The 23461-nt window shown below is 62.4% G+C and carries 24 protein-coding genes; 12 read left to right on the top strand and 12 right to left on the bottom strand.

What is annotated here, in order from left to right:
• Window positions 1-123: 123 nt before the first annotated feature.
• The gene (locus CF161_RS26465; RefSeq protein WP_020299703.1) at window positions 124-1335 is read right to left on the bottom strand and encodes a pyridoxal phosphate-dependent aminotransferase; all 1212 of its coding nucleotides are present in this window, start codon (window positions 1333-1335) and stop codon (window positions 124-126) included.
• 224 nt (window positions 1336-1559) lie between these two features.
• Between CF161_RS26465 and msrB the strand changes: the two genes are divergently transcribed.
• From msrB to CF161_RS26480, 3 genes are all read left to right on the top strand, one after another.
• Window positions 1560-1952: a peptide-methionine (R)-S-oxide reductase MsrB gene (gene msrB, locus CF161_RS26470; RefSeq protein ID WP_020299704.1), complete on the top strand. Its 393-nt coding sequence runs from the start codon at window positions 1560-1562 to the stop codon at window positions 1950-1952.
• Between the two features lie 111 nt (window positions 1953-2063).
• The gene (locus CF161_RS26475) at window positions 2064-2549 is read left to right on the top strand and encodes a glutathione peroxidase (protein WP_020299705.1); all 486 of its coding nucleotides are present in this window, start codon (window positions 2064-2066) and stop codon (window positions 2547-2549) included.
• Complete coding sequence (locus CF161_RS26480; RefSeq protein ID WP_020299706.1) at window positions 2546-3007, top strand: MarR family winged helix-turn-helix transcriptional regulator; 462 nt, start codon at window positions 2546-2548, stop codon at window positions 3005-3007. Before CF161_RS26475 ends, CF161_RS26480 begins: the two co-directional genes overlap by 4 nt.
• Here the strand turns inward: CF161_RS26480 and CF161_RS26485 are convergent.
• The gene (locus CF161_RS26485) at window positions 2991-5312 is read right to left on the bottom strand and encodes a response regulator (RefSeq protein ID WP_020299707.1); all 2322 of its coding nucleotides are present in this window, start codon (window positions 5310-5312) and stop codon (window positions 2991-2993) included. The two genes, CF161_RS26480 and CF161_RS26485, sit on opposite strands and share 17 nt — an antisense overlap.
• A gap of 167 nt (window positions 5313-5479) precedes the next feature.
• On the opposite strand from CF161_RS26485, the gene CF161_RS26490 reads away from it, so the two are divergent.
• Window positions 5480-6370 carry an ATP-binding protein gene (locus CF161_RS26490; RefSeq protein ID WP_020299708.1) on the top strand — a complete coding sequence of 297 codons (891 nt, stop codon included), beginning with the start codon at window positions 5480-5482 and terminating at the stop codon, window positions 6368-6370.
• Complete coding sequence (locus CF161_RS26495; RefSeq protein WP_020299709.1) at window positions 6367-6849, top strand: GAF domain-containing protein; 483 nt, start codon at window positions 6367-6369, stop codon at window positions 6847-6849. The genes CF161_RS26490 and CF161_RS26495 overlap by 4 nt, the downstream gene beginning before the upstream one ends.
• 6 nt (window positions 6850-6855) lie before the next feature.
• Here the strand turns inward: CF161_RS26495 and CF161_RS26500 are convergent, their stop codons facing one another.
• The 7 genes from CF161_RS26500 to CF161_RS26530 all read right to left on the bottom strand — a co-directional run bounded on the left by CF161_RS26500 (window position 6856) and on the right by CF161_RS26530 (window position 14663).
• A complete protein-coding gene (locus tag CF161_RS26500) occupies window positions 6856-9804 on the bottom strand; it encodes an HD domain-containing phosphohydrolase (protein ID WP_020299710.1) in 2949 nt (982 codons plus the stop codon).
• A gap of 195 nt (window positions 9805-9999) precedes the next feature.
• Window positions 10000-10626, bottom strand: a complete 627-nt coding sequence (locus CF161_RS26505) for a response regulator transcription factor (protein ID WP_020299711.1) — start codon at window positions 10624-10626, stop codon at window positions 10000-10002.
• A gap of 293 nt (window positions 10627-10919) precedes the next feature.
• On the bottom strand, window positions 10920-12251 hold the full coding sequence (locus tag CF161_RS26510; RefSeq protein ID WP_020299712.1) for a deoxyguanosinetriphosphate triphosphohydrolase: 1332 nt from the start codon (window positions 12249-12251) through the stop codon (window positions 10920-10922).
• 75 nt (window positions 12252-12326) lie between these two features.
• Window positions 12327-13490, bottom strand: a complete 1164-nt coding sequence (locus tag CF161_RS26515; RefSeq protein WP_020299713.1) for an EAL domain-containing protein — start codon at window positions 13488-13490, stop codon at window positions 12327-12329.
• Between the two features lie 129 nt (window positions 13491-13619).
• Entirely contained in the window at window positions 13620-13961 is a 342-nt protein-coding gene (locus CF161_RS26520; protein WP_020299714.1) for a hypothetical protein, read from the bottom strand.
• Window positions 13958-14347, bottom strand: a complete 390-nt coding sequence (locus CF161_RS26525) for a phage holin family protein (RefSeq protein WP_020299715.1) — start codon at window positions 14345-14347, stop codon at window positions 13958-13960. The genes CF161_RS26520 and CF161_RS26525 overlap by 4 nt, the downstream gene beginning before the upstream one ends.
• Before the next feature lies 1 nt (window position 14348).
• Entirely contained in the window at window positions 14349-14663 is a 315-nt protein-coding gene (locus CF161_RS26530; protein ID WP_020299716.1) for a YqjD family protein, read from the bottom strand.
• 333 nt (window positions 14664-14996) lie between these two features.
• Between CF161_RS26530 and CF161_RS26535 the strand changes: the two genes are divergently transcribed.
• Window positions 14997-16205, top strand: coding sequence for an ammonium transporter (locus CF161_RS26535; protein ID WP_020299717.1), 1209 nt, complete (start codon window positions 14997-14999; stop codon window positions 16203-16205).
• A gap of 33 nt (window positions 16206-16238) precedes the next feature.
• Here the strand turns inward: CF161_RS26535 and CF161_RS26540 are convergent, their stop codons facing one another.
• The gene (locus CF161_RS26540; RefSeq protein ID WP_020299718.1) at window positions 16239-18197 is read right to left on the bottom strand and encodes a monovalent cation:proton antiporter family protein; all 1959 of its coding nucleotides are present in this window, start codon (window positions 18195-18197) and stop codon (window positions 16239-16241) included.
• Window positions 18198-18455: 258 nt separating this feature from the next.
• On the opposite strand from CF161_RS26540, the gene CF161_RS26545 reads away from it, so the two are divergent.
• The 4 genes from CF161_RS26545 to CF161_RS26560 all read left to right on the top strand — a co-directional run bounded on the left by CF161_RS26545 (window position 18456) and on the right by CF161_RS26560 (window position 20588).
• Window positions 18456-18692 (top strand): glutaredoxin family protein, encoded by a 237-nt coding sequence (locus CF161_RS26545; protein WP_020299719.1) that lies wholly within the window; start codon window positions 18456-18458, stop codon window positions 18690-18692.
• Between the two features lie 106 nt (window positions 18693-18798).
• On the top strand, window positions 18799-19191 hold the full coding sequence (locus CF161_RS26550; RefSeq protein ID WP_020299720.1) for a S24 family peptidase: 393 nt from the start codon (window positions 18799-18801) through the stop codon (window positions 19189-19191).
• 104 nt (window positions 19192-19295) lie between these two features.
• Window positions 19296-19616, top strand: a complete 321-nt coding sequence (locus CF161_RS26555) for a hypothetical protein (protein ID WP_043230518.1) — start codon at window positions 19296-19298, stop codon at window positions 19614-19616.
• A gap of 81 nt (window positions 19617-19697) precedes the next feature.
• A complete protein-coding gene (locus CF161_RS26560) occupies window positions 19698-20588 on the top strand; it encodes a pseudouridine synthase (protein WP_020299722.1) in 891 nt (296 codons plus the stop codon).
• An 87-nt stretch (window positions 20589-20675) separates the two neighbouring features.
• On the opposite strand, the gene CF161_RS26565 is transcribed toward CF161_RS26560, so the two are convergent.
• Both CF161_RS26565 and mobA read right to left on the bottom strand, forming a co-directional pair.
• Window positions 20676-20897: a YgdI/YgdR family lipoprotein gene (locus CF161_RS26565; RefSeq protein WP_043230450.1), complete on the bottom strand. Its 222-nt coding sequence runs from the start codon at window positions 20895-20897 to the stop codon at window positions 20676-20678.
• 75 nt (window positions 20898-20972) lie between these two features.
• Window positions 20973-21575 carry a molybdenum cofactor guanylyltransferase MobA gene (mobA, locus tag CF161_RS26570; RefSeq protein ID WP_020299724.1) on the bottom strand — a complete coding sequence of 201 codons (603 nt, stop codon included), beginning with the start codon at window positions 21573-21575 and terminating at the stop codon, window positions 20973-20975.
• Window positions 21576-21654: 79 nt separating this feature from the next.
• Here mobA and moaB point away from each other — a divergent pair, with 79 nt between their 5' ends.
• Together moaB and glp are read left to right on the top strand one after the other, a co-directional pair.
• Complete coding sequence (gene moaB / locus CF161_RS26575; RefSeq protein WP_020299725.1) at window positions 21655-22194, top strand: molybdenum cofactor biosynthesis protein B; 540 nt, start codon at window positions 21655-21657, stop codon at window positions 22192-22194.
• Complete coding sequence (gene glp, locus CF161_RS26580) at window positions 22178-23404, top strand: gephyrin-like molybdotransferase Glp (protein WP_043230453.1); 1227 nt, start codon at window positions 22178-22180, stop codon at window positions 23402-23404. Before moaB ends, glp begins: the two co-directional genes overlap by 17 nt.
• The last annotated feature ends 57 nt before the right edge of the window (window positions 23405-23461 follow it).

Here is a 23461-nt window from a genome sequence, read left to right on the forward strand (position 1 = left end):
CTTGCACCAGCGGTGCATCGGGAGGGTGTCAGCTTATAGAAGGGAGGCGGGGCAGGGGAGCGAAGATGTGTTGCTGAATTAATCGCAGGGCGACCGGCGGACCGATCGCACTGCAACGGGTGCTTACTGGCGGTAGGACTTGAGGAAGCTGCCGATCCGGCCGATTGCCTGTTCCAGGTCATCCACCCGTGGCAGGGTGACGACGCGGAAGTGGTCGGGCCATGGCCAGTTGAAGGCTGTGCCTTGAACCACCAGCAGTTTCTCCGAGAGCAGCAGGTCGAGGACGAACTTCTCATCGTTATGGATCGGGCAGACTTTCGGGTCGATCCGCGGGAAGGCGTACAGCGCGCCCATGGGCTTGACGCAGCTTACGCCGGGAATGTCATTGAGCAGTTCCCAAGTGCGATTGCGCTGTTCCAGCAGGCGGCCCTGGGGCAGGACCAGGTCGTTGATGCTCTGGTAGCCGCCCAGTGCGGTCTGGATGGCGTGCTGGCTCGGCACGTTGGCACATAGGCGCATGTTGGCCAGCATGTCGATGCCCTCGATGTAGCTCTGGGCATGGTGCTTGGGACCGGAAATGGCCACCCAGCCGGAGCGGAAGCCCGCGACCCGATACGACTTGGACAGGCCGTTGAAGGTCAGGCACAACAGGTCCGGAGCCAGGGACGCGGTGCAGATATGCACGGCATCGTCGTACAGAATCTTGTCGTAGATCTCGTCGGAGAACACCACCAGGTTGTGCTGGCGGGCCAGTTCGAGCATGCCCAGCAGCACTTCCTTGGGGTATACGGCGCCCGTCGGGTTGTTGGGGTTGATGATCACCAGGGCTTTGGTGTTCGGGGTGATCTTGGCCTTGATGTCGGCCAGGTCCGGCCACCAGTTGGCCTGCTCGTCACACAGGTAATGCACCGGATTGCCGCCTGCCAGGCTGACCGCAGCGGTCCACAGCGGGTAGTCCGGGGCCGGGACCAGCACTTCGTCGCCATTGTTGAGCAGGGCCTGCATGGCCATCACGATCAGTTCGGAAACACCGTTGCCCAGGTAGATGTCTTCGATGCCGACGCCTTCCACCTGCTTCTGCTGGTAGTACTGCATGACCGCCTTGCGCGCACTGAACAGGCCTTTGGAGTCGCTGTAGCCCTGTGCGGTCGGCAGGTTGCGGATCACGTCCTGGAGGATTTCATCCGGCGCTTCGAAACCAAAGGGTGCCGGGTTGCCGATGTTCAGCTTGAGGATGCGATGGCCTTCCTCTTCCAGACGTTTGGCGTGCTTGAGCACTGGGCCGCGAATGTCGTAGCAGACGTTGGCGAGCTTGTTCGATTTGCTGACCTGCATGGCGATGTGTTCCCGAAAATGAACGATCCAGATGGCGGATGAACTACCGTACTGGGAATCCTGCGTTTTCACACAGGCCTGTAGCCTACGCTTGCAGCGGCAAAATCCGTTTGAATGCGCTTGGCGCGGCTGCCAGACTGGCGTCTAACGAGGCGCAATCATACGTGCCGCCTGATCCGTGGAAAAGATACAGATCGGGCTTTTTCAGTTGCAGAGGAGGGATGATGGAAAAGCTGGAAAAAACCCTTGAAGAATGGCGCGCCATGCTCGATCCCGAGCAGTACAACGTCTGCCGGCTCAAAGGCACCGAGCGACCGTTCTCGGGCAAGTACAACGGCACCAAGACCGACGGGGTCTATCACTGCATCTGCTGCAACGAGCCCTTGTTCGACTCGCGGGCCAAATTCGATTCCGGCTGCGGCTGGCCGAGCTTCTACGAGCCGATCGGTGAAAGCGCCATGGTCGAGATTCGCGATGTCAGCCACGGCATGATCCGCACTGAAGTGGTGTGCGCCAAATGTGATGCGCACCTAGGGCATGTATTTCCCGATGGCCCGCCACCGACCGGCCTGCGTTATTGCATCAATTCGGTGTGCCTGGACCTGGTGCCGCGCTAAGTCCTGCCGACAAGGAGCGATTTTTCGAAATCGCTTTTCAGTGAATTAGGTTGTACGCAATTTAATTGCGCGATATTTTTAGCGACCTTTACTGTTCCTGGAGCCTGCACCATGAGCGACACCCTGTTGAACATCCCGTGCACCACCATCAAGGGCGAGCAAACGACCCTGGCCGACTTCCATGGCAAGGCCGTACTGGTGGTCAACACCGCCAGCAAGTGTGGTTTTACGCCGCAGTACAAAGGGCTGGAGGCGCTGTGGCAGACCTACAAGGATCAAGGTCTGGTGGTGTTGGGGTTCCCGTGCAATCAGTTCGGCAAGCAGGAACCGGGAAATGAAGGGGCGATTTCCGAGTTTTGCGAACTGAACTTCGGCGTCAGCTTCCCGCTGTTCAAGAAGATCGATGTCAATGGCGCGCAGGCCCATCCGCTGTTCGTGCAGTTGAAAAAGCGTGCGCCGGGCCTGCTGGGTTCCCAGGGCATCAAGTGGAACTTCACCAAATTCCTGATCGGCAAGGATGGGCAGGTGGTCAAGCGTTTCGCGCCGGCCACCAAGCCCCAGGACCTGACGAGCGAGATTGAAGCCCTGCTCAAATGAACGACCTGTCCGCCGATTCGCTGAGCCTCGACCGTCAGCTGTGTTTCAAACTTTATGCCGCCTCGCGGGCTGTGGTGCGGGGCTACAAGCCGATGCTCGACCAGTTGGGCCTGACTTACCCGCAGTATCTGGTGATGCTGGTGCTGTGGGAGTGGCAGGCAACGCCGCCCGAATTGCCCACCGTCAAGGCCCTGGGCGAGCGCCTGGCGCTGGACTCCGGAACCCTGACGCCATTGCTCAAGCGGCTGCAACAGTTGCAACTGGTGCAGCGCCAGCGCTCGGCCCTGGATGAGCGTGAGGTGCACCTGAGCCTGAGCCCCGCGGGCCTGGCCCTGCGCGAGCAAGTGCCGCCGCTCAAGGCGGCCTTGCTCTGCGACAGCGGCGTCGACCTCAATGGTTTGGACGCGTTGCGCAATGGCCTGGACCGCTTGCTGGCCCAGATCAAAGCATTGTCGTAGTTGGCACCCAGAGGTCCAGCAGGGCGGCCAGTTCTTCGCGTCGGAACGGCTTGGCCAGGTAATCGCTCATGCCTGCCAGGCGGCAGCGTTCGCGTTCTTCGGGCATGGCGTTGGCGGTCAGGGCGATGATTGGCAGGTCTGGCCAGCGGCCGCTGCGACGTATCTGCCGGCTGGCCTCGTAACCGTCCATGACCGGCATGTTGCAGTCCATCAGCACCAGATCGAAGTCCTCGTGCTCCAGCAGGTTGAGGGCTTCGGCACCGTGGGCCGCGACACTCACGGCGCAGCCGAGTTTGCCGAGCATGCCCTTGGCCACCAGCTGGTTCACCGGGTTGTCCTCCACCAGCAGGATCCGTGCTCGACGTAAAGGCGTGTAGGTCTCCAACTGGGCGTCGTCGATGATCACGGTGTGCCCCAGCAGTGCCCGACGCAGGGTCTGGTACAGGGCATTGCGCGCCAATGGCCGGGCCTGTTGCTGCAGCGGCGCCAGGGCAGCAGCTTCCTCACTGGGTAGAAAACTGCCATAGGCGGTGACCAGCAGGATCGGCGCAGAGAGGGTTGGGCGCAGGCCGAACAGGCATTCCGGGCAGTCGGTGATCAACAGGTCGGGCTCGAGCCCGAGCAGCGAATCGCTCAGGTTGCAGCGTCGATAATTCAGGCCCCAGGCCGGCAGGAGTTTGCCCAGCAGTTCAGCGAGGCCGCTGCCAGGCTCGGTAATCGCCAGGATATTGCCAAACAACGGCGCCGGAGCCAGTGCCGGGGTATGGCAGGGCAACGGCAGGTCGGCGCAGAACTGGCTGCCAAAACCCACTTCAGAGCTGATGCTCAGCCGCCCCTGCATGGCCTCGCACAGGTTGTGGGTCAGGGCCAACCCAAGGCCGGTGCCGCCGTACTGGCGGGTGATGCCGGCGCCAGCCTGGGTGTAGGGCTGGAAAATCCGCAGTTGAGCTTCCGGTGCGATGCCGATGCCGGTGTCACAGACTTCGATCCGCACCCCGTCATCGTGGGCGCACAGGCGCACATCCACCCGGCCGAATCGGGTGAATTTCAGCGCGTTCGACAGCAGGTTGCTGACGATCTGCCGCACCCGAGTCGGGTCACCCAGCACCAGGGCCGGGAAATCGGGTTCGATCAGGCAGGTCAATTCGACGCTGGACGCGGTGTTCTGCGACAGCAGGTTGGCGGTGTCTTCGACCAGCACGCCGAGGTCGAACGGGATGCGTTCCAGCTCCAGTTGCCCGGCGTCGAACTTCGACATGTCGAGAATATCGTTGAGCAGCTCCACCAGCACCTTGCCGGAATCGTGGGCGATCGACAGTTGTTGGCGTTGTTCGGCGTTCAGTTGGCTGTCCAGGGACAAGGCGATCATGCCCAGCAAGCCATTGAGCGGGGTGCGGATTTCGTGGCTCATGTTGGCCAGGAAGGCGGCCCGTGCCTGGGCCATATCCAGAGCGGTGCTGCGGGCGGTTTCCAGTTCTTCATTGGATTGGCTCAGGCGCTGGTTGATTGCCTTGAGCTCGGTGGTGCGCGCGGAGACGATGTTTTCCAGTTGGCCAAGATAGTCGGTCAGGCGGTTTTCGGCGTTGCGCCGTTGCTGGATCTCGGTGGACATGTTTTCGAACTGCTGGTTGGCGACCTTGACCAGCACCCCGATTTCATCGTTTTCGTGGCCCGGCGGGAAGTCCAGCTTGGGCTGGTCGGCGCTGCGCGGGTCACGGCCACTGAGTTCACGAATCACCCCGACCAGCGGCTTGGTCAGCATCACGTAAAACAGCCCAAGGAGAATCCCGGTCAGGATCAGGCTGCGGGCGAAGCCGTTGATCAGGGTCACTTCGGCCCGGCGCAGGAAGCGGCTGCCGAAGGCGAAGGTATCGACCTCCAGGTGCAAGGTGCCCAAGGATTCTTCGGGTAGATGGCTGAGAAAGAGCCGGTCTTCGAACTGGCGATTGGCGCCGAACAGAAAGTCGCTGATGGCCCGGTAGCGGCTTTTCAGCGGCGGACGCTCGACATTGGCCAGCAGGGTGTTGTTGTTATCGATCAGTTGCGCGCCAATGATGGCCGGTGAGCGCAGCAAACCCAGGGTCAGTTCCTGGGCCAGTTCGGCGTCGATGTTGTAGGCGATACGCGAGGCCGGGTTATGGCTGATTTCCAGGAGCGAGCGTATTTCCTGATTGATGGAGGCGTCTTCACTGGCATAATCGATGCCGATTTGCAGCAGACTGAGCGCCGTCCCGAGGATGAAGCCGACCAGCACTGTAAGCCTGGCTTGTTTGTAAGACAGGCGGTGGGTGAATTTAATATCCATGGGATGCTGAGCCACTTTCCGTTTCCCTTCGCTGGGCAAGCATAGCTGATCGTCAGTTATTGCCGGCAGGGGCCTGGCGCTGATCCTGCCTGGGTAGACCACGGGCACCACACTCCTGTTTCGTCTGGATGCCCGACCATTATTGTGAACCTGTCTGAGGAGAAGTCGTGGATTCTCGATTGAATGCTTTTCTTGAACGCGCCGATGCGGTCCTGGCTCGGCTTGAGCCGTTGCTGCCGGCCCCGCGACAAGTCATCGACTGGACGCACTGCCTGGCCGCGCGCTGGCAACGGGAGGGGCGCAACGGCTTCCTGCTGCCTCTGGAGGTCAGCCTCGACATGCGTTTGTCCGATCTGATCGGCGTCGACCGGCAACGTGAGCAGTTGGCACGCAATACCCAGCAGTTTCTCGATGGCATGCCGGCCAACCACGCCTTGCTCTGGGGCTCGCGCGGCACCGGCAAGTCGTCGTTGGTGCGGGCCTTGCTGGCCGAACACGCCAAAGGCGGTTTGCGCCTGATCGAAATCGAGCGCGACCACCTCGCGGACCTGCCGCGAGTGGTGGAGCAGTTGGTCAAGCTGCCCCAGCGTTTCGTGCTGTTCTGCGATGACCTGTCGTTCGAGGCCGGTGAAGGCGATTACCGGGTACTCAAGAGCGTCCTCGATGGCTCGCTGGAACAGGCGCCGGACAACGTGTTGCTCTACGCGACCTCCAACCGGCGGCACCTGGTGCCCGAGAAAGAGAGCGACAACGAGAACTGGAAGCGCGTCGATGGCGAACTTCACCCCAGCGAAGCGGTGGAAGACAAGATCGCCCTGTCGGATCGCTTTGGCCTGTGGCTGTCGTTCTACCCGTTCACCCAGGAACACTTCCTCAATGTGGTGGAGCACTGGATCGGCGAGCTGGCGAGCAAGGCCGGCCTGAGCTGGCAGCGTGATGAAGAGCTGGAGATTCTCGCGGTGCGCTGGGCCACCGGCCGCGGTAACCGCAATGGCCGTTGCGCCTATCAATTCGCCCGCTATTGGGTCGGCCTGAAGTTGCTGGAGCAAAAGGCATGATCGATTTGCAAAGCGCCGGTAAGGGCCTGGAAGGCTATGGCTTGTTGTGCGCCCAGCTGGAGTCCCTGCTGGCCGATGAACGGGATTTCATTGCCAACGCCGCGCAGTTTTCGGCGTTTCTGTTCAACCAGCTCGACGATTTGAACTGGGCCGGTTTTTACCTCAACCGTGATGAAGAGCTGGTGCTCGGCCCGTTCCAGGGCCAGATCGCCTGTGTGCGGATTGCCTTCGGTCGTGGTGTATGTGGTGCGGCTGCGGCCTCGCGGCAAACCCAGCGGGTCGAAGATGTGCACGCGTTCCCGGGGCACATTGCCTGCGACAGCGCGTCCAACAGCGAGTTGGTCGTGCCGCTGGTCAAGGACGGGCGGCTGATCGGTGTGCTGGATCTGGACAGCCCGAAACTGGCCCGCTTCAGCGTCGAGGATCAAACCGGCATTGAAGCCCTGGCGGCGATTTTCCTGCGCCTGAGCGACTGCTGATCCGCTTCACTCCATCAGTCCGGCCTTGCGCAGCAGGCCTTGCGGGTCGACCGCATCGATCTGCTGCGGCTCCAGGAAGCGTTCGGCGTAATGCCGATAGACCTGGGCCTCGATAAACAGGCCGAACAGTTCGGGATCGATATGGGCGTCACGGCACATCATGGCCATGATGCCCAGGGCTTCACTCAGGGTCTTGCCCTTCTTGTAGGGGCGATCCGCGGCTGTCAGCGCTTCGAAGATATCGGCGATTGCCATCATCCGTGCCGGCAGGCTCATCTGTTCGCGCTTCAACTGTTTGGGGTAGCCGGTGCCGTCCATTTTCTCGTGATGGCCGCCGGCGATTTCCGCGATGTTGTGCAGGTGGTGGGGGAAGGGCAGGTGGTTGAGCATCAGGATGGTTTGCACCATGTGGTGGTTGATCACATAGCGCTCCTCGCGGGTCAGCGTGCCGCGGGTGATGCTCAGGTTGTAGAGCTCGCCCCGGTTGTATTTGTGGGGCGGTGCGTCGAGCTTGAAGCCCCAGGGGTTGTCTGCGGCGATCAGTTCGCTTTCAGCGCGCTCCAGCAGATGCTCGGGTTTGTCGGCGAGGAGCCGTTCATGGACCGGCAGCGTTGGAACCGGCCCCCGCTCCTGGCGTTTTTTCTCCTCCCAGGAAACCCCCAGGCGATCATCCAGGGTTCGGCTCCAGGTGCGTTCGGCAATTTCTCGCAGGCGCTGCAAGTCGGCCTCGGCCATGGCTTCGGCGCCGATGTTGCAGTGGGCGACAAAGGCGAAATCGGCGTCCAGCTGGGCCAGCTCGGCATCCCGGGCAGCGGCCAGTGAGGATTCGTCGCCATCCTGGGCCAGGCCTTGCCAGTAGTTGATCCAGGCATCGCGCTTGAGGACTTCGAAGCGTGTGCGGATTTCGTGGATACGGTCGTTCAGGGTTTCCAGCTTGGTGGCCTTGTCGACCACGTATTCCGGGGTCGTGACCTTGCCGCAGTCGTGCAGCCAGGCGGCGATATGCAGGGCCTCCCATTCATCTTCATTGGGCTGGTAGGCGGCGAAGGCCGGTTGCTGGCTGGCGGCAGCGGCTTCGGCCAGCATCAGGGTCAGTGCCGGCACCCGTTGGCAGTGGCCGCCGGTATAGGGGCTCTTGGCATCGATGGCCCCGGCCAGCAGTTGGATAAACGAGTCGAGCAACTGCTTTTGTTTGTTTTGCAGGCGCTGGCTGTCGATGCACAGCGCGGCAGCGCCTGATATGGCCTGGATGAAGGCGATGCGATCAGGGCGCAGTTTTTCCAGGTCGGCTTCCTGGCCGCTGTCCACCAGCAGCAAGACGAGCACGCCGACGGTTTCGTTGTGGCGATTGCGCAGGCGCAGGCCGATCAGGTGGGCGCTGGGGCAGGCCAGGGCCAACATCACAGGTTGCAGATCCCCGGCCTGCTCGAAGCCCAGGGTGGTCACCAGGCTGTCGCGGTTCGCCAGTTGCTGCAGCCAGGTCGGCCCCTGGGGGTTATCGAGGACCAGGGCGGGCAGGTTGAATGCCTTCGGGTCTTGCTGTTGGCCGTCGATGGTCAGCCCATGGGGCTCCAGGCGCGTGCCTTCGCTTTCGCAGAGGAAGATCAGCCCCGCCTGGGCCTGGCCGATTTTCACGGTTTCAAACAACACGCGTTGTAACAGCGGGTCGAAGCGCGTCTCGGCGGACAGGCTGGCAGTGATCTCGAAGAAACTCGCCAGGGTGTCCTTCATCCGCGCCATCGAGACACTCAACTGATCGACCTCAAGCACCGGCGAGCGCCGGGTGACCGGGTAGTGGAAGTCGAAGCTGCGGATCGCGTCGGCTTCCTGGACCAGGGCCCGTAACGGCCGGACCAGCACTCGCGAAATCAGCCAGCCCAGGGGCAGGCACAGCAACAACGTGGCCAAGGTGATCAGTGCACCCTGCCAGCGCATGCGATAGGCATCCACCAGCAGTTCATCTTCCGGCACCAGCAGCGCCAGTTGCAGGCCGCCGGGACCACCTTCGGCGATATGCCGGCTGGCGACGATCCAGGTGCGGTCGCCCACCTGCAGGCGATTGGCCTGGGCCGCGCCGTGCAGCAACGCATCAAGGGCCGGGCTCAGATCGTTGGCCTTGATCAGCCGCGCGGTCTGGGCCTCGATGATCAGCCGGGTACTGTCCGGGTAGGCCACCGCATTGCCGTTGGCGTCGATCAGGGCGATTTCGGTACTGGGGGTGACGCGGTGCTTGGCCAGGGTGGCGGACAGTTGTTCGAGGGTCAGGTCGGCGCCTATCACCGCGCTGTCGCCGCTGCGCCGGGCCAGGGTGGTGCCGACGTTGCGCGTGGAAAAGAACACATAGGGGGCGGTGGTGATCTGTTCGTCATCGCGAGGAGCATTGGCAAACCAGGCGCGGGTGCGCGGGTCATAGCGCTCGTTGCTATTGCTGCGTTGATCGAGCAGGCCCAGGGCGCTGTCGTAGAACAGGGTTTGCGAGCGCACCTGCTCGCCGCCGGGGTCGCGCTCGATGCTCCAGACTTCGTAGGCGGCCGCCTCCGGAGCCTTGCGTGCGGCCTTGAGCGCGGCGCTGCGCAGCGGCCGGACCATGAAAAAGTCGCCGTTGGCATACCCCACGTAGAGTGAGGCCAGTTCCCCATGGTCGATGAGCGATTGACTGAACGGCTTGAGCAGCGCCAGGCGTCGATTCAGGTCGGGTGCCTGAATGGCCGGGTTGTCGGCTTGCAGGCTGAGCAGGTAACGAATCGGCTGGTAGGTGTGTTTCAAGTCCTGCTGCACATCCTGCTCGATGCGCTGGAACAAATGTTCGCTGCTGGACAGGATGATCCGAGTGGTTTGCTGATAGTTGAAAAAGCCCAGCACGATACCGGTCAACAGCAGCAAAAAGGTGAACATCACGCTGATATGCACGTGGAGAGGAAAGCGGCGTTGTTCGGACCGCGGCGTGCTCGGCATTGCAGTGCTCTCCAGGGCGCACGGGGGGCGCTGCTTGGGGGGAAGCATAGTTAAGGCAGATCCATTTTGCCTTGCGACGCAAGCGGGAGGCTGCCGCCCGATACCCTGAACATCAAGGCAGAGTCTTGAAAATACCGAATAGTGGCGTTTTGATATTTATCTGGCAAGCGCCGTTTTTTTCTGCTGTGTGAGCGGTCAGACCAGTGCATTGCGTTTAGCCATATCGATCAATTTGGCCATGGACTGGATATCCAGTTTTTGCATGATTCTTTTCTTGTAGGTGCTGACAGTCTTGTTGCTCAGAAACATGCCGGTGGCGATTTCCTTGTTGGTACGGCCCAGGGCGAACAGCTGCAAGACGATCAGTTCGCGGTCATTGAGTGAGCGGAATAGGGCCAGTTCCAGGGGCGAGCTGTGCTCGGCGGGCGTGGTGGACAGGGTTTGGCTGGGAAAGTAGTGATAACCCCCCAGGATTGCCTTGATCGCACCAAGCAGTTCGCTGAGCTCCTGCTCCTTGCTCAGGTAGCCGCTGGCTCCGCCCCGCATGCAGCGGTTGGCGAACAGCGCCGGCGGCTGGGCGGTCAGGACCAGGGTCCGCAGGGTGGGGCTCAGGGCGTTGAAGCGGTAGAGCAGCTCCAGGCCATCGATCTTGGGCAGGCAGATGTCGAGGATGACCAGGTCGGGCATGCACTCGCGGACCAACTGCAGGGCATCGACGCCGTTGTCGGTCTCGCCGACGATCTGGTGGCCTTCGTGTTCCATCAGGATGCGGGTCGCCAGACGCATGATCGGATGGTTGTCGATGATGAAAATCGAACTCATGTTAAACCTGCTCGGAGCAATTAAAGGCCCCGAACATTAGCCCAGCTCAACGTCGGGAAGACGTGATCCAGGGCCTCAAACGCAAACTAGGAAGGTTCCTACGCGCAATGGAGGTGGGGATTACAAAGGGCTGGCGGTTGGGTGAAGTACATCCGTTTGCAAATGTAAATGAGCAGCCATCAGCGCAACACACCGCGTTCGGTGAACAGGCCTGGAAGCCGTCCAAAGGTGTGCTTGGGGGGGGGCAGGTCATACCGCCCTTCCACGATGGCGAAGGGCGGGGCGGGGCGCGGTTACTGCGGGCTTGAGCGGCCGGTCATTTCCCGGGCCATTTCACTGGCGTAGCTGTCGGTCATGCCTGCGATAAAGTCGATCATTCGCAGGAAGGACGCGTGCAGCGGCCAGTTCGGGTCCGGGGCGTTGTTGCCCAGGAGGTCGAGGATGCGCCGGTTCTTGAACGACGGGGTGCGCCCGCCATGTTGCTCCAGCGCCGCGCCGCAGAAGGAGTTGAGGAGGATTTCCAGGGTGGTGTAGGCGCCGATTTCATGCAGGGTCTTGCGCTTGTCCTGGAAGATTTTCTTGCGGGCGATGTCCTTGGCGTTCAGCACGCAACGCTTGGCCGGGCCGTGCATGTGTTCCACCAGGTCACCGTGCAGGGTGCCGGCCAGCAGCGCATCCTGCTGCTCGACGAACGCACGGGCGGCGGCGTTGGTCAGGTGCTCGATGGCCTTGCCCCGCAGGATTGCCAGCTTGCGCCGGCGTGAATCCTGGGGGCCGAGCTGGCGATAGGTTTCAGGCAGGTCGTCACCCACCAGCCCCAACAGCAGTGATTCAACCTCGGCATACTCCAGCAGCTCCATCTCCACGCCATCTTCGAGATCGATCAGGGCGTAGCAGATGTCATCCGCGGCCTCCATCAGGTACACCAGCGGATGGCGGGCCCAGCGCTGTTCTTCGAGTTGCGGCAGGCCGAGTTTGTGGGCGATCTGCTCCAGCAGCGGCAGCTCGCTCTGGTAGCAGCCGAACTTGTGCTTCTTGTAGCCCAGGGAGTCGGCGTGGCGTGCGGTCCATGGGTATTTCAGGTAGGTGCCGAGGGTGGCGTAGGTCAGGCGCGTGCCGCCGTCGAACTGGTGGTATTCGAGCTGGGTCAGTACCCGGAAACCCTGGGCATTGCCTTCGAAATTGAGGAAGTCGTTGCGCTCGGCCTCGCTCATCGCATCCAGCCAGCCACGTCCGGCAGCCTGCTGGAACCAGTGGCGAATGGCATCTTCACCGGAATGGCCGAAGGGCGGGTTGCCGATGTCGTGGGCCAGGCAGGCCGATTGCACCACCATCCCCAGGTCGCTGGGTTCGCACCAGTCCGGCAGGGCGCTGCGGATCGTTTCGCCGACCCGCATGCCCAGGGAGCGGCCGACGCAGCTGACTTCCAGGGAGTGGGTCAGGCGCGTGTGGATGTGATCGTTGCTTGAAACCGGATGCACCTGGGTCTTGCGTCCCAGGCGGCGAAAGGCGCCGGAGAAGATGATGCGATCGTGGTCTTTGTGAAAGGGGCTGCGGCCGAGTTCTTCTGGGCTGTGCAGCGGTTTTCCGAGGCGTTCGCGGTTGAGCAGGGTCTGCCAATCCAAGGCTGGGTCTCTCCGTCAAGTGACTGATGAGCTAGCTTCCCGGTTCGCGTCACGACCTGCAAGTGCTGCTAATCACTAAAGCCCGGCGGCATCGATATCGATCAATAGCAGACGCTGGCCATTATCGAAAAACTGCCCGGCGGTCAGGCAATACTGGTTGCTGGTGGCATCGCGGTAGGTGCTGGACAGGGTCAGTCGGCGCTCGTCCCAGCCTTCGGCCAGCAGGTGATAGAAGTACGGTCGCCACGACCAGTTGTGCCCGACATAGCTGTGGTTGGCTTCCCAGCCGTTGTTGCGCCATTCCAGGTTGGGGGTCAGTTGCGTGCCATGGCGGTCGCATTGATAGAAGCGCAGCAGCCAGGGGAATGCCTGCAACTGTGGCAGCTGGCTGATCGGTGCCTGGGCCTGGGCCCAGGCTTGCAGAATCGCCATCAGCTCGGCGAGTTGCTGGCGCATCACCATCAACCGATTGCGCTCGCCGAGCTTGTGCTGCACGTAGCGCTCGCGCAGTCGGGCGAACGGTGCGACAAAGGCGTCGCTGGCGAAAAAATGTTCCTCGGCGCGGGCAAACAGAAACCCCTGCACATAGCGCGAACCGCACTCCAGGGCGAAATTCAGCTCGGCCTCGGTCTCCACCCCTTCGGCGATGATCCAGCAGCCGGTCTTCTCGGCCATTTGTGCCAGGGCCTTGACCACGTCACTGCTCGGACCCCCTCGGGCCGCCGCCTGGAACAGGCGCATATCGAGCTTGAGGATATCCGGTTGCAGGGCCAGCACCCGATCGAGCTGGGAGTAGCCGGCGCCGAAGTCGTCGATGGCGATACGCGCCCCGGCCTCGCGATAACGCGCCACCACTTCGGCCAGGCGCTGGCTGTTGCCGCCCAGTTCGGTGATCTCGAAGACGATGCGCTGTGGGTCGACCCCATGTTGCTGCAACTGCTTGAGGCTCGGCAGGGCTTGGCCGCTGCGCAGGCGGCTGATCCAGCGCGGCGAGATATTCAGGCTCAGGAACCACTCCTCGGGCGCTTCGTGCAAGCGGCCCAGGGCGTTGTCGCGAATCAGGCGATCAAGGCGGCGCAGGGCGGTCGAAGGGGTTCTGGAGTCGGCGAACAAAGGACCGACCGAAGCCAGTTGGCCATCAGCCTGGCGCAGGCGCCCCAGGGCTTCGACACCCGCGATACGCCCGGTGGCGGTATCGATGAATGGCTGAAAGCAGGCGAGCGGTTGCCCGTCGATCACATGGCCTCCTTAAGTGAGTCTTGTTGGATTTGAAGCCGGCGACTGTCGGTTGGACAGGCAGGAAACGGCCCCTTTGATAAAGGGGCCGATCGAGGATGCTTAGCAAGAATGCAGCCAGATTCAGACTGACTAGTTTTTACGCGATGAGCCTTGCATGACCAGTTTGATCAGCGGCACCAGGGTGGTGCCCAGGCGGACTATCCGGGTCAGGCTGCTGACGCCGCCGCCCTTGGCCCCCTTGCCGGTGAAAAAGCCCAGCAGGGTCACCGCAGCCACGCCCCATAACGGCGCGTGCTTGATACCCAAACCGGCTTGCCAGCTTTGACCCAGCCCACGCATGCGCTGCAAGGGCTGGAGCAGTTGCTGGGATTCGTGGCGGATTTCCTGGCGATGCATTTCCATGCGCAAGCGGATCAGTGCCTTGCGCATTTCCCGGCGGGAGCTGTTTTGCGGAATCTCGGGCAGGTTCATGGCAGCAGGCGCTCCCGGTCGTTGGCGAGTTCTTCGAGGGTGCCGTGGAAGGGCGAGGACTCATCGAAGATCGCGGCTCGCAGGCGCATGGCGCAAAACAGCGCGGCCAGGCTGTAGAACACGCAGAGTCCGATGATGCCGGCCAGGCGGTAGGTGTCCCAGAGCAGGATCAACACCAGCGCCGAGAGCCCCACCAGCAACAGCAAGGCGAACACCAGGGCCAGCCCGGCAAACAGCAACAGGCTTACGGTGCGCGATTTCTGCTCTTGCAGTTCGATGCCGAACAGCTCGACGTGGCTGTGCAACAAACCCAGGAAAGCAGCGCCCAGGCGCCGCGATGAGGAGCTGGCGCCCGCTGCGGGCGAGTCGGAATCTCCGATAGCCATATCAGCGCCGTGTCGCCAGCAAGCCAATCAAAAAGCCCACGCCTGCCGCGATGCCGACCGACTGCCAGGGGTTGGACTGGACATAGTCTTCAGTGGCCGTGACCGCCGCCTTGCCGCGTTCGCGCAGGGAGTCTTCAGTCAGTTGCAGGGTTTCGCGGGCGCGCAACAGGCTGTCGTGGATCTGCCCGCGCAACTCGTCGGCCTGATCGCCGGCCAGGGTCGCGGTGTGTTCCAGCAGACGTTCCGTGTCACTGACCAGTGCCTGAAAATCCGCCATCAGTATTTCTTGAGCAGTCTTTGCCGTTTTGCTGGCCATGGTTATCTCCGTAGTGGCTTGTGAGTGTTTCGAGTATGAGCCTTGGCTGAAGGTTCAGTGCAAATCTCTGGTACAGCTTTTGCTTTGTCGTGGTGCGCAATCTCGGGCGATTGCGCTGAAAACGCGCACCCGCACCCGCAAGGCGCGTCAAACCTTAGCCTAAAAAACCAAAAATCGAACCTTTGATCCCCAAGCACGATTTGCCTCGACGCAGCCTCTGCGCCAAAACGGTTCGCCAATGCCCCTGCAAAGGGGTGGTGGGTGCCAACTTGGTGCAAGTAGCCGGGTCCACAGCATCAGGGGTCTATTGCTGATATCAGGTCTGCCAACCCCATGGAAAATTTGCAAAGCGCTGTGGACAGTCTGGTCCATGCTTCCAACTCGCTGTTTATCCTGATTGGCGCGGTCATGGTCCTGGCCATGCACGCCGGCTTTGCTTTCCTTGAAGTCGGCACCGTGCGCCAGAAGAATCAGGTCAATGCCCTGTCGAAGATCCTCAGTGACTTCGCGATCTCGACCCTGGCCTATTTCTTTATAGGCTATTGGATCTCCTACGGCGTCAGCTTCCTGCAGCCGGCGGCGGTGCTCAGCGCCGATCATGGCTACGGCCTGGTGAAGTTCTTTTTCCTGCTGACGTTTGCCGCGGCGATTCCGGCGATCATTTCCGGTGGCATCGCCGAGCGGGCGCGCTTCGTGCCGCAACTGTGTGCGACGGCGCTGATCGTGGCCTTCATCTATCCGTTTTTCGAAGGCATGGTCTGGAATGGCAATTTCGGCCTGCAAGCCTGGTTGCAGGCGCGCTTTGGCGCCGGCTTCCACGACTTTGCCGGCTCGGTGGTGGTGCACGCCATGGGCGGCTGGCTGGCGCTGGCGGCGGTGCTGTTGCTGGGCCCGCGCAATGGCCGCTATCGCGACGGCAAGCTGGTGGCGTTTGCGCCTTCGAGCATTCCGTTTCTGGCCCTGGGCTCGTGGATTCTGATTGTCGGCTGGTTCGGCTTTAACGTGATGAGCGCCCAGACCCTGCAAGGCGTGAGTGGCCTGGTGGCGGTCAACTCGCTGATGGCGATGGTCGGCGGCACCGTGGCGGCGTTGATTGTCGGGCGCAATGACCCGGGCTTTTTGCACAACGGCCCATTGGCCGGCCTGGTGGCGATCTGTGCCGGATCCGACCTGATGCACCCGGTGGGGGCGCTGGTCACCGGGGCCATTGCCGGCGCCTTGTTTGTCTGGTGCTTTATCGCCGCGCAGAGCCAATGGAAGATCGACGATGTACTGGGCGTCTGGCCATTGCACGGTTTGTGTGGGGTGTGGGGCGGCATCGCCTGCGGGATCTTCGGCCAGAGCGCCCTCGGTGGCCTGGGCGGGGTCAGCCTGGCCAGCCAATTGATCGGCACCGCCCTCGGGGTGACGGTGGCGCTGCTCGGCGGCTTTGCCGTGTACGGCACGATCAAGGCCTGCCACGGCCTGCGCCTGAGCCAGGAAGAGGAGTATTACGGCGCCGACCTGTCGCTGCACAAGATCGGCGCGGTCAGCCAGGACTGACCGCGAGCGTTCCCCGGCGTGTGCTGGCGCGGGCTACAGGCCGCTGAGCAGCCGTGCCTCGCAGGCTTCGATTGCCCCCAGAGGCCCGCACAGCACCAGGGTATCGCCGGGCTGCAGACGGGTCGCGGTGTCGGCCGAGAGTTCCTTGCTGTCGCGCTGGATGCTCTGCACCTGGGCCCCCAGTTGTTCCAGGCCCAGGGCGCTCAAGGGCAGGTAGCAGGCGTGGGCGTCGGGCCCCAGGTTGACCGCATGCTTGAGCACCCGGGGCTGGCCGTTGTTGTCCATGAGGTTGCTCTGCGCACCGTGGTAGAAACCGTGAAGCAACTGGTAGCGGTCGCGGCGAACATCGTCGACCTTGGCCTGCACCTGCTGTTCGGGCACGCCGAGCATGATCAGGGCATGGGAGGCGAGCATCAGGCTCGACTCCAGCAGTTCGGGCACCACTTCGCTGGCGCCGGCGGCCTTGAGTTCGGCCAGTTGGCTGTCATCCCGGGTCCGCACCAGGATCGGCACCTGGCGGTTCAGGCGCCGGGCCTCCTTGAGCACCAGCAGGGCGATATCGGTCTTATCCACCGCAATCACTACCAGCCGGGCGCGTTCCAGGCCGACGGCAGTGAGCAGGTCGCCGCGTCGTGAGTCGCCGTAATGCACGCAGCTTTCACCCGCCGCCGCTTCCTGGACCCGCACCGGGTCGTCATCCAGGGCGATGAAGTGCTGCTGCTCGCGGCGCAGAAAGCGCCCGATCGACTGGCCCACGCGGCCATAACCGCAAATCACCACGTGCCCTTGCAGTTCGGCGGTGAGGGCGCTGATTTCTTCGAGCCGGGCTTCCTGGTTCGGCTTGCGGTGCAAGCGTGCGGCAATCGCCGGCGCCGCCCGCAACAGCAGGGGCGTGAGCAACATCGAGCAGAACGTCGCGGCCAGCAGCAGGCCGCTGATCTCGGCGGGCATCAACTGGCCTTGTTGCATCTGCGCCATCAGGGCAAAGCAGAACTCGCCGCCCTGGGCCAGGGCCAGGCCGCTGCGCCAGGCGGTTTCGCCATCGCTGCCCCGCAGCTTGAGCAGGATCGCCACCACCGACCCCTTGATCAGCAGCAGCGCCAGGGTCAGGCCGAGAATCAGCAGCCCGTGGCTGGCGAACAATTGCAGGTCAATCAACATGCCGATACTGACGAAAAACAGGCCCAGCAGGATGTCGCGAAACGGCCGGATGTCGGCCTCGATCTGGTGCCGGTAATGGCTTTCGCCCAGCAGCATCCCGGCAAGAAATGCACCCAGGGCCGGGGACAGGCCAAGCAGGTGGGTCAGCCAGGCGGTCAGCAGCACGATCACCAGCGCCAGCAGTACAAACAGCTCGGCGGAATGGGAGGCGGCCACCTCGTGAAACAAGCGGGGCAGCAACCAGCGGCTGGCCAGCAGCAGGCCAACAAACAACACCACGGTCTTGCCCAGGGTGCTCGGCAAGGCCCAGTACCAGGCCTGCTCGCTGTGGCCGGCGAACACCGGGACCAGGGTCAGCAGCAACACCGCAACCACGTCCTGAAACAGCAGCACGCCGATGGCGTTCTGGCCGTGGCTGCTGAAGATTTCCCCCAGGCTGGTCAGTTCCTTGCTGACAATCGCCGTCGATGACAGGGCCAGGCCGGTGCCGAGCATCAGTGCCGCGCCCAGGGGCATGCCGAAGATCGCCAGCAGGCCGCCCAGCAATACGCCGCAGCACAGCACCTGCAAGCTCCCCAGGCCGAACACCACGTGGCGCAGGGCGAGCATTTTCGAGAGGGAGAATTCCAGCCCCAGGGAAAACAGCAGAAACACCACCCCCAATTCGGCCAGGTCCGGCAGGTCTTCGCTGTCATTCACCCAGTCGAATGCCGTAGGGCCCACCAGCAGGCCGACGCACAGGTAGCCCAGTACCGGCGGCAGGCGCAGGCGCCGGAACAGGGCTATCACCACCAGCGACGAGGCGAGAATGATCAACAGATTGGCAAACACAGGTATCTCCGGACAGGGGGGCGCACGTGGGGGTACAGCCTAGAGGCAAAAAAGCCGCGAGGGTCGCGCAATCGCCCTGGGCGTGAGCTGATATAGGTCATGTTTTGCCGGGAATGTCGGAATGAGTGGTCCGGCAGGCGGATTCGAGGGCGCCGGCGAGACCCGGATTTGGGCTGTAATGCGGCCCGGGCCTGGGTCGACGAGCATGGGCGACAGGCCTAGAATAACGCCCCTGTTCCTTTTTTTGGTCTGTGCGTCATGCCTCCTGAATGCCAGTTGTTCGGCACCCTTGGTTGCCACCTGTGTGAGCTCGCCGAAGCAGAATTGATGCCGCTGGTCGAGCATGGGTTGCTGGTCGAGTTGGTGGACATCGCCGACAGCGAGGCCCTGTTCGAGGCTTATGGCTTGCGCATTCCGGTACTGCGCCGGGTAGACACCGGTGCCGAGCTGGACTGGCCTTTCGAGGCCGAACAGGTCGTGGCCTTCCTGCGCTGAGGGCAACGCGCCCTGGCTCCCCGCCTGTCGCGCGCCTGCTAATCCGTTGGCAACAACCCGATAATTCGTTTACTGTATGCCTGTACAGTATTTGGGGTGCCCTGCCATGTCGTTGACCATTCTTGCCCGTGCCGAGCGCTTGCAGCACTTGCTGCCCGAGCCCGGAGAGTCGCGGGCTGATTCCAGCATTGTCGCGGATGAACAGGCGCTGCTGAACGGGTTTTCCCTGGACCGTACCGTGGGCCTGGGCGCCCCGCAGATCCGCGCAGTGCTGGTCGACGACGACAGCTTGCTCGGGTTTGGCATTTACCCCGGTGACCGCTTGATTGTCGATCGCTCGGCGACCCCGGTCGCGGAACACTATGTCGTGGTCCATCTCGATGGTGAAAGTCGCTTCAGCCTGCGCCTGCTGGCGCCCGATCCCCGGGGCGGCCTGCTGCTCAAGGCTGCGCGCCCGTCGATACCGTCGGTTGCGCTGAATGATCAGGAGTCGCTGTAGATCTGGGGGGTGGTGCTGTGGGTGGTCAGCTATGTGGGCCGTGGATGATCTTGCCGTGCAGAGGGTGCAGGCAGGGGACGAATGAAGAAGGGAAGGGATAGATGATGGTTAATGTCGAACAACTGAAAAGCAGTGTGAACCGCATGTCGGCCGATGTGGTGCATGAGGCGGTGCTCGAACTGCGCCTGGATGGCCTGGTCACCGAAGGCAAGACACCGTTCAACAAGTTGCACTTCAACACCTGCTTCGCCGAAATCGAAGCCTTGTTTCAGCGCGCCGGCTACCACCGCCAGTTGGATGTGGTGGGCTACCAGGGCCTGCTTTATGCGCTCTACGATCCAGGGCGTTGGGAGGCGGTGGATGTGCTGCGCTGGCTCAAGGAGTTCACCGATGCAGCGGCGCAAGCCAAGGTCGGGCACGCTTGATTCGCTTGTGCAAACTCCCCTAGGCTCCTCGCAGCCCTTGCCGGATAATGCGCCTTTGCATTAACGGCTCGAGCTTTTCGTATGTCTTCCGCACCTTTCAATGCCGCGCAGCACCAGGCCAGCACCTTGTACCTGCCTCCAGGTTCCTGGTCGACAGTGCTCGATTGCCTCTGTGATCACTTCAGCACCATCAGCCGCGAGCAGTGGCTCGACCGCATTGCCCGCGGGCGGGTGCTTGACGGGCAGGGGCAGCCTGTCGGCATTGACCTGGTGTACCGCGAAGGCTTGCGAATTCACTATTTTCGCGAAGTGCCGGACGAAAAGGTGATACCGGTGCAGGAGTCGATCCTGTTCGCCGACGAGCATCTGGTCGTGGCCGATAAACCGCATTTTCTGCCGGTCACGCCGGCAGGCGAGTACGTCGAGCAGACGCTACTGCGCCGATTGATCCGGCGTCTGGACAACCCCCACCTGGTGCCCTTGCACCGTATCGATCGGCACACCGCAGGGCTGGTGCTGTTCTCCGCCAACCCCCATAGCCGTTCGGCCTATCAATCGTTGTTTCCCACGCGGCAGATTGAAAAACGCTACGAGGCCATTGCCCGGGCGTTGCCGCAACATGACTTTCCCCTGGTGCACAAGAGTCGCCTGGTAGAGGGCGAGCCGTTCTTCCGCATGCAGGAAGGCGCCGGCGTCAGTAATACCGAAACGGCGGTGGAGGTTCGGGAAAAAAACGGCGAGCTCTGGCGCTACGGGCTGTACCCGGTGACGGGCAAGAAGCACCAGCTGCGGGTGCACATGAGTGCCTTGGGGGCGGGGATCTGCAATGACCCGTTTTATCCACAGGTGCTCAAGGACGCCGAGGACGACTATGCCAAGCCGCTCAAGTTACTGGCCCAGGGCCTGCGTTTTGTCGACCCGCTGACGGGGCAGGAGCGTGAGTTCGAAAGTCGCATCCGCCTGGACTGGTAGGGGGCACGGCGCTGGATTTCAGTGCCTTGCATAGAATAAAGCCCGCGCAAGGCGGGCTTTATGTCAGTCGGGCGCAAGCCGGTGGGCTTACAGCTCTTTGACGGTACGAACCTGATCTTTGTTGATGCGTGTTTGCTTGCCGTCCAGTTGTTCGAATTCGTAGAAGCCCGAATCCTTGTCGAACTTAGGTGAATCGACGGCCTGGATTTCGCGACCGTCATTCAAGGTGATCACTGTAGGCGAGGCGCAACCGGCAAGAGTGGCGATACCCAGTGCGAGCATGAGCGTGGCGAGAGTCCGTTGAGTCATTGCATGTCTCCGAAATTGAATACTTTGAGTGCTGATGTTCAGACGTATACAGCGTCAGCAAGTTCCTTACTAGCGTCATTCTGCCACTCTGTTGTGCTGGTGTAACAGCTCAGGCGTGTTCAGGTTAGCCAGCCGTGCATCATTTTCCGGGCATTGCAGGGCCACGCACCCCAGGTCCCGCATGACTTTTCCGGGGCTGCGTTGACCTTCCAGCCAAGCCCGTTCCACGTCCGCTAGCAGTGATGTCGGGATGACACACAACAGGGGCTCCCAGTGCTCGCCCTGGCGCAGCATCAGCGGTTTGCCTGGGTGGGCACTGGCGGTTTGCAGCATCTGCAGCAGCAGTTCGGTGTCGACCTGGGGCACATCGCAGGGCAGTACCAGCAACCGCTCATGGCGCGCAGCCTTGAGCCCGGCGCGAATCCCCGCCAGCGGCCCGGGGAAGTCCTGACTGTCGTCGTGCACCAACTGATCGGCATAGCTGGCGTACAGCTCCAGGTTGCGGTTGCAGGAGATGATCAGGTCGTCGCTCAAGCCACGGGTCAGGCGTTGCAAATGGGCGATCAGCGGCTCCCCGCGCCATTCGATCAAGCCTTTGTCCTGGCCGCCCATGCGTTGCCCTCGTCCGCCAGCCAGGAGCAGGATCGAACAGGGCGGTGTGGGCAGGCGCGAGGTCATGGCAGGTCTCCGTAGCGGCAGTCAAAGAGAGCGCTGTGATATAACACCGGGCCGTTTCTCCTACAACTGGATCGAGCCTATGAAAGCCAAGGCTGATGTGCCTTTCGCAGCACTGAACATTGCCGTGCTGACGGTCAGTGATACCCGCACCCTGGAGACCGATACCTCCGGTCAGGTCTTCGTCGATCGCCTGAGCGCCGCCGGGCATAACCTCGCCGCACGGGTTCTGCTTAAAGACGACCTCTACAAGATTCGCGCGCAGGTGGCGACCTGGATTGCCGATGACGTGGTGCAGGTGGTGCTGATCACCGGCGGTACGGGCTTTACCGGCCGCGACAGCACGCCGGAAGCGGTCAGTTGCCTGCTGGACAAGCAGGTCGATGGTTTCGGGGAGCTGTTCCGGCAGATCTCGGTGGCCGATATCGGCACTTCCACAGTGCAGTCCCGGGCCCTGGCCGGGCTGGCCAACGGTACGCTGGTCTGCTGCCTGCCGGGTTCGACCAATGCCGTGCGCACCGGCTGGGACGGGATCCTCGCCGAGCAGTTGGACTCGCGCCATCGGCCATGCAACTTCGTTCCCCATTTGAAGCAGGCCGCACCCTGTGAATCCCGTGGGTAAGCCCGGCAAGACCGGCGCCTTGCTGCCGGTGGAAGAGGCCTTGGCACAGTTGCTGGCGATGGCCGAAGCGGCGCCGATTCTTGAGCGTGAACGCTTGCCCCTGGCCCAGACCCAGGGGCGAGTGTTGGCCGATGACCTGGTTTCCACCCTGGACCTGCCGCCATGGCCCAACAGTGCGATGGATGGCTATGCCTTGCGTCTTGCGGATTGGCACGGCGAGCCGCTGCCGGTCAGCCAGCGGATCTTCGCCGGGCAGGCGCCCGAACCGCTGAAGCCTGGCACCTGTGCGCGCATTTTCACGGGTGCGCCGGTGCCGGCGGGTGCCGATTGTGTAGAAATGCAGGAAAACGCCCAGGTCCAGGCAGATGAGCGAGTGCTGTTCAGCGAGCCGATGAGCCCCTGGCAGAACATTCGCCCTCAGGGCCAGGAAACCACCGTAGGCGAGACGGTGCTGGTGGCCGGCACGCGCCTGGGGCCTATCGAGCAAGGGCTGGCCGCGTCCCTCGGTTGCGCCGAGCTTGAGGTGGTGCGCCCGGTGCGCGTCGCGGTGTTGTCTACCGGTGACGAGCTGGTTGAGCCGGGCCAGGCCCTGGGGCCGGGGCAGATCTATAACAGTAATCGGGTCCTGCTCTGCAGTTGGCTGCAACGCCTGGGGTGTGAGGTGGTAGACGCCGGGATTCTTCCCGATGACCTGCCGACCACGCGCCAGCGCCTGGCCGAGCTGTCCGATGTCGACCTGATTTTATCCACCGGCGGCGTCTCGGTGGGTGAAGCGGATTTCCTCGGCATCGCCTTGCGCGAGGAAGGTGAACTGGCGTTGTGGAAGCTGGCGATAAAGCCTGGCAAGCCACTGACCTTTGGGCATTTTCGCGGGGTGCCGGTCATCGGTCTGCCGGGTAACCCGGCGTCGACCCTGGTGACCTTTGCCTTGCTGGCCCGGCCTTATCTGTTGCGCCGGCAGGGTGTACGCGATGTGCTGCCGTTGCAGTTTCAGGTACCTGCGGGGTTTGCCTGGGCCAAGCCCGGTAACCGGCGTGAGTACCTGCGTGGGCGGATGGAGCAAGGTCGGGCGGTGATTTACCGCAACCAGAGCTCCGGTGTGTTGCGCAGCGCTGCCTGGGCCGAAGGGCTGGTCGAGGTGCTCGAGGGCCGCACCCTGGTCGAGGGCGATTGGGTCAACTTCATTCCCTTGAGTGAAGTGCTCGGTTGAAATGACGACAGACATGCCCGGCCGGATCATGGTCGGGCGTGTGTCGGCAAGGCCAGG

The organism is Pseudomonas sp. CF161 (assembly GCF_000416215.1).
Lineage (GTDB): Bacteria > Pseudomonadota > Gammaproteobacteria > Pseudomonadales > Pseudomonadaceae > Aquipseudomonas.

Coding starts and splice junctions, on each gene's coding strand:
- moaB (WP_020299725.1), top strand. CDS start 21,655: ATGAAAGCCAAGGCTGATGTGCCTTTCGCAGCACTGAACATTGCCGTG.
- CF161_RS26495 (WP_020299709.1), top strand. CDS start 6,367: ATGATCGATTTGCAAAGCGCCGGTAAGGGCCTGGAAGGCTATGGCTTG.
- CF161_RS26550 (WP_020299720.1), top strand. CDS start 18,799: ATGTCGTTGACCATTCTTGCCCGTGCCGAGCGCTTGCAGCACTTGCTG.
- CF161_RS26535 (WP_020299717.1), top strand. CDS start 14,997: ATGGAAAATTTGCAAAGCGCTGTGGACAGTCTGGTCCATGCTTCCAAC.
- CF161_RS26465 (WP_020299703.1), bottom strand. CDS start 1,335: ATGCAGGTCAGCAAATCGAACAAGCTCGCCAACGTCTGCTACGACATT.
- mobA (WP_020299724.1), bottom strand. CDS start 21,575: ATGACCTCGCGCCTGCCCACACCGCCCTGTTCGATCCTGCTCCTGGCT.
- CF161_RS26525 (WP_020299715.1), bottom strand. CDS start 14,347: ATGGCTATCGGAGATTCCGACTCGCCCGCAGCGGGCGCCAGCTCCTCA.
- CF161_RS26555 (WP_043230518.1), top strand. CDS start 19,296: ATGGTTAATGTCGAACAACTGAAAAGCAGTGTGAACCGCATGTCGGCC.
- CF161_RS26475 (WP_020299705.1), top strand. CDS start 2,064: ATGAGCGACACCCTGTTGAACATCCCGTGCACCACCATCAAGGGCGAG.
- CF161_RS26505 (WP_020299711.1), bottom strand. CDS start 10,626: ATGAGTTCGATTTTCATCATCGACAACCATCCGATCATGCGTCTGGCG.
- msrB (WP_020299704.1), top strand. CDS start 1,560: ATGGAAAAGCTGGAAAAAACCCTTGAAGAATGGCGCGCCATGCTCGAT.
- CF161_RS26545 (WP_020299719.1), top strand. CDS start 18,456: ATGCCTCCTGAATGCCAGTTGTTCGGCACCCTTGGTTGCCACCTGTGT.
- CF161_RS26520 (WP_020299714.1), bottom strand. CDS start 13,961: ATGAACCTGCCCGAGATTCCGCAAAACAGCTCCCGCCGGGAAATGCGC.
- CF161_RS26480 (WP_020299706.1), top strand. CDS start 2,546: ATGAACGACCTGTCCGCCGATTCGCTGAGCCTCGACCGTCAGCTGTGT.
- CF161_RS26500 (WP_020299710.1), bottom strand. CDS start 9,804: ATGCCGAGCACGCCGCGGTCCGAACAACGCCGCTTTCCTCTCCACGTG.
- CF161_RS26565 (WP_043230450.1), bottom strand. CDS start 20,897: ATGACTCAACGGACTCTCGCCACGCTCATGCTCGCACTGGGTATCGCC.
- CF161_RS26530 (WP_020299716.1), bottom strand. CDS start 14,663: ATGGCCAGCAAAACGGCAAAGACTGCTCAAGAAATACTGATGGCGGAT.
- CF161_RS26485 (WP_020299707.1), bottom strand. CDS start 5,312: ATGGATATTAAATTCACCCACCGCCTGTCTTACAAACAAGCCAGGCTT.
- CF161_RS26560 (WP_020299722.1), top strand. CDS start 19,698: ATGTCTTCCGCACCTTTCAATGCCGCGCAGCACCAGGCCAGCACCTTG.